This is a genomic window from Atribacter sp., from assembly GCF_035418125.1.
Lineage (GTDB): Bacteria > Atribacterota > Atribacteria > Atribacterales > Atribacteraceae > Atribacter > Atribacter allofermentans.
Map to the genome: position 1 here is coordinate 1 of NZ_DAOLQM010000216.1, position 3,850 is coordinate 3,850.

The 3,850-nt window shown below is 36.5% G+C and carries 2 protein-coding genes; one reads left to right on the forward strand and one right to left on the reverse strand.

Translation table 11 applies throughout. The features are described from left to right. Positions 1–426: 426 nt before the first annotated feature. Entirely contained in the window at positions 427–1,182 is a 756-nt protein-coding gene (locus tag PLK24_RS09425; protein ID WP_324478518.1) for an Mrp/NBP35 family ATP-binding protein, read from the forward strand. A 130-nt stretch (positions 1,183–1,312) separates the two neighbouring features. Here PLK24_RS09425 and PLK24_RS09430 read toward each other — a convergent pair whose 3' ends face one another. Next, positions 1,313–3,229: a sensor domain-containing diguanylate cyclase gene (locus tag PLK24_RS09430; protein WP_324478520.1), complete on the reverse strand. Its 1,917-nt coding sequence runs from the start codon at positions 3,227–3,229 to the stop codon at positions 1,313–1,315. Positions 3,230–3,850: the final 621 nt, after the last annotated feature.

Genomic DNA, 3,850 nt, shown 5'->3' on the forward strand with positions numbered 1-3,850 from the left:
CCCACTCCGTCATTCTGAGGAGCGAATTGTGCGACGTGAGAATCCCATCCTTTAAGATTTTAAAAAACCAAAAAAAATAAATGATGAGATCCTCACGCGGGAAAGCATCGCTCAGGATGACACCTGCAGTGTCTGATGAGATCCTCACGCCCTCGGAAAAGTGAGGGCTCAGGATGACCGATTAAAGAATTCATTTGATGATATTTTCAGGATAGATGTTTATGATGATAAACGACACCAAATGTGAATATAAACACGAAATTCGACATGCCTTGGCAGGTCGCTACATTAATTAAAGAATGGGCACAATGCATTGTGCCTCTACAATTTTAAATTCTTTGGTAGGGACTTGATTTATCAAGCCCGTGGGTTTTCAGGATGAAATTTTAAATTTTTTTAAAACTAAAAAATGAGGAGATGCCATCTATGGAACTGAATCCAAACATTAATCGAACGATAGCGGTTATGAGCGGTAAGGGAGGAGTAGGGAAAAGCTCAGTTTCGGCGTTGTTGACGGTAGAAATGGCTCGAAGAGGACTTAAGGTTGGAATTATGGATGCTGATATAACCGGGCCTAGTGTTCCTACTATGTTTGGGATTGTTCATATCCGACCCCTGGTCTCAGAAGCTGGAATATTTCCAGTGGAAACTGAAAAATATAAAATACAGGTTATCTCCATCAACCTTTTATTGGAAAGGCCAGACCAACCAGTTATATGGCGTGGGCCACTTCTGAGCAAGGCCATCCAGGACTTTTGGAATGAGGTACTTTGGGCTAATTTGGATTTTCTTATCCTTGATATGCCGCCGGGAACTGGCGATGTTCCACTTACTGTTTTACAAAGTATGCCGTTGGATGGAACAGTGATTGTTTCTTCCCCTCAAGACCTGGCTTTTATGATTGTTAAAAAAGCTATTCATATGGTTCAACAACTGCAAAAGCCGGTGTTAGGATTAGTGGAAAATATGAGTTACATTCAATGTCCAAAATGTCAGGAAATCATTTATCCTTTTGGACAACCCAAAGGGAAGGATATCAGCACTCAGCTGCAGATTCCATTTTTAGGTGAGCTTCCAATTGATCCCGTTCTTTCAGAGTATTGCGACGCTGGAAAGATTGAAGAATATGAAAATCCAGAGGTAAAAAAGATAGTAGACAAGTTATTAGTTGGTTTTTCCTGAGGAAGAATTAAATAAAAAAGTGGTCAGGCTTTAAGGAGGGGCTTCCTCGTGTGCTGTTGAACTGGGGAAAAGATCCCCATGCAGCTTTTCGGTGTTAAAATCATTATTTACACTTGTTTTTGCAGGATATTTATTCAGAGACCTCAATACGGTTTTTCCCTAAATTTTTTGCTTTATAAAGAGCTCGATCTGCCCGGGAAATAATCGAATCAAAATTGGTGTCTTCAGAATTAACCTCAGTTAGACCCATACTGACTTTGGTGGTTATGCTTTGATCAGAGTTAAGTTGTATTTTTTTATTTTGTAAAGTATTCTGAATTCTTTTGGCGGTTTTTAAGCCTTCTTTAACTGGGGTTTCTATGAGTAATATTCCAAATTCTTCTCCACCCATTCTTCCCAAGGAGTCAACATTGCGGATTTCGTTTTCGATGGTTTTAACAAAGGATTGCAAAACCTGATCTCCAGAGAGATGACCATATTGATCATTTATAGATTTAAAGTTATCAATGTCCATCATTAAAAACGTAAAGGTTTTTCCATAACGATGAAATCGGGTTAATTCGTTTTCACACGCTTCAATAAAGAAGCGGCGGTTATATATTCCTGTTAATCCGTCAATTGAAGCAAGATGTTGTAATTCTTCCTCGACTTTTTTCCGGTCGGTGATATTTTCGAAGACAGCGACAAAAAAACCTATAGAAGGGCTGAAGACAGATATATCAAACCAAATATTCAAAGGTTTAAAGAAAATCTCAAAACTTTCTGACTTACCACTCAAAGCGACTCGGTTATAAGCCTCAAATAATTCAGGATTCATTTCTCGGGCGCCTGGAATTACTTCACTAACCGGTTTTCCTACAACGTTTTCAAGGCCGGTCAAACGTTCAAATGATTTATTCACTTCGAGATAGATAAAATCGACCGGTTGATTCTGTTCGGTATATACCATTTCACAATAAGCATATCCATCAATCATATTTTCAAATAGGGAATGGTAACGTTCTTCGCTTAATTTCAAAGCTTCTAAAACCTTTCTTCGAATAGTAATATCTCGAGTAACGCTTATTATATGAGGAATACCATGAAGATTAATGGTCTTGGCGGATATGATACCAAATATTTGAGTACCATCTTTTTTCAAAAATTCGGATTCGAAATTATCACAAAAACCATTTTTCAGGATATCATCAATCAATTTTTGGCGATCTGCTGGATTTTTCCAAATGTTTAGTTCCAAAATCGATTTTCCTAAAGTTTCCTTATGGTTAAAACCGGTAAGATTAGTGAAACCGTCGTTTACACTAACTATTTCTCCATTATCGAGACGGGTGATAATTGCCGCATCAGGACTGGTATTAAAAATAAGTTCAAAATGTTCTTTAGCTTCTTTCATGTCAATATTTAACCGCTGGTTTACCATTATGATAAAACCAAAAGTGAAGAGATTACCAATGATGATATAAGAAAGGAAGGTTAACGATTGGGTAAGAGTTGGAGTAAAAAAATCAGAAACTGGTGAAATAGTTATAACAGCAAAGGTGCGAAAGAGAAGAAAGCAACCTTGCATAAAGAAAATTGTCACAACGAAAAGTTGTGAAGTTTTTAAGGATTTATCCAGGTTTTTTAATAGACGAAAAGAAATAGAAAACATGAGTAAAGCAGAAAAAGATGAAAAAATAACCGTTCGCGCTGTTATGTCATCTTGGATATTAAGAAAAAAGGTAAAAAGAAAAATATAAGAAACCAAAATAAAGATGATAATTTTTTTATTTTCTTTTAAATTCAAAAAACGAAGTAAACCAATATATAAAAAAACGATTCCTAATATAAGGGTTAAATTATGGAAAAAAATTGAGATTTGACTGATCTGACTGATATCGCGAAGGGGAGCGAATAGGAATCCTAAAGCGAACATCAAAAATCCTATTAACCACCAACCAATCCCTCGGTAGGTTTTTACCAGAATATATTGAAGAGTCAAAGCAATGACTTGAATAACTGCAGCGATGCTATTCACTAAAGATAGAGTTCGGATGTCGATCTCCATGAATATCCCCGGTTTATTATTTGGTTCGTACCCGTAGAGTCTATATATTAAGTCAAGGATTTTTTTACAGTTCGTTCATAAAATACATAATGATTATATACTATTTGGTTTTAAACTCTCAATTTTTTAATGAGAATTCCTCCATTTGTTATCATGGAAAATCTATTTTATAAATCCAAGAGCTAGATAAATCAAACTTATATAAGAGATTTAAAAAAAATGCCGTCCATTTTCTGAGCCCTGGCTTTGTGAGGATGTGAGGATCTCATCTGACGTCGCAGGTGTCATCCTGAGCGGTGCTTTCCCGCGTGAGGATCTCATCAACCTAATCCGTCATTGCGAGACCTCGTTTTTTGAGGTCGTGGCAATCTCATGAGTCATCTTTTATTATTTGTAGGATTGAGAAATTGTTGGATTGTGGAATTGGAATGAATGAGATTCTTATAATGTCTGATAAAAAACACCGGACTCCTCAGAATAACAGAGCGAGTGGATGAGATTGCCATGTCGTATAGGAGCTCATCGCAATGACTGAGCATTAAAAAATTCAAATCCCCCTATTTATCTCCTTTCGTTAAAGTCGGATATTGATTCTAGAATAAGTATTCTTTTTGTCATCTG

Coding starts and splice junctions, on each gene's coding strand:
- PLK24_RS09425 (WP_324478518.1), top strand. CDS start 427: ATGGAACTGAATCCAAACATTAATCGAACGATAGCGGTTATGAGCGGT.
- PLK24_RS09430 (WP_324478520.1), bottom strand. CDS start 3,229: ATGGAGATCGACATCCGAACTCTATCTTTAGTGAATAGCATCGCTGCA.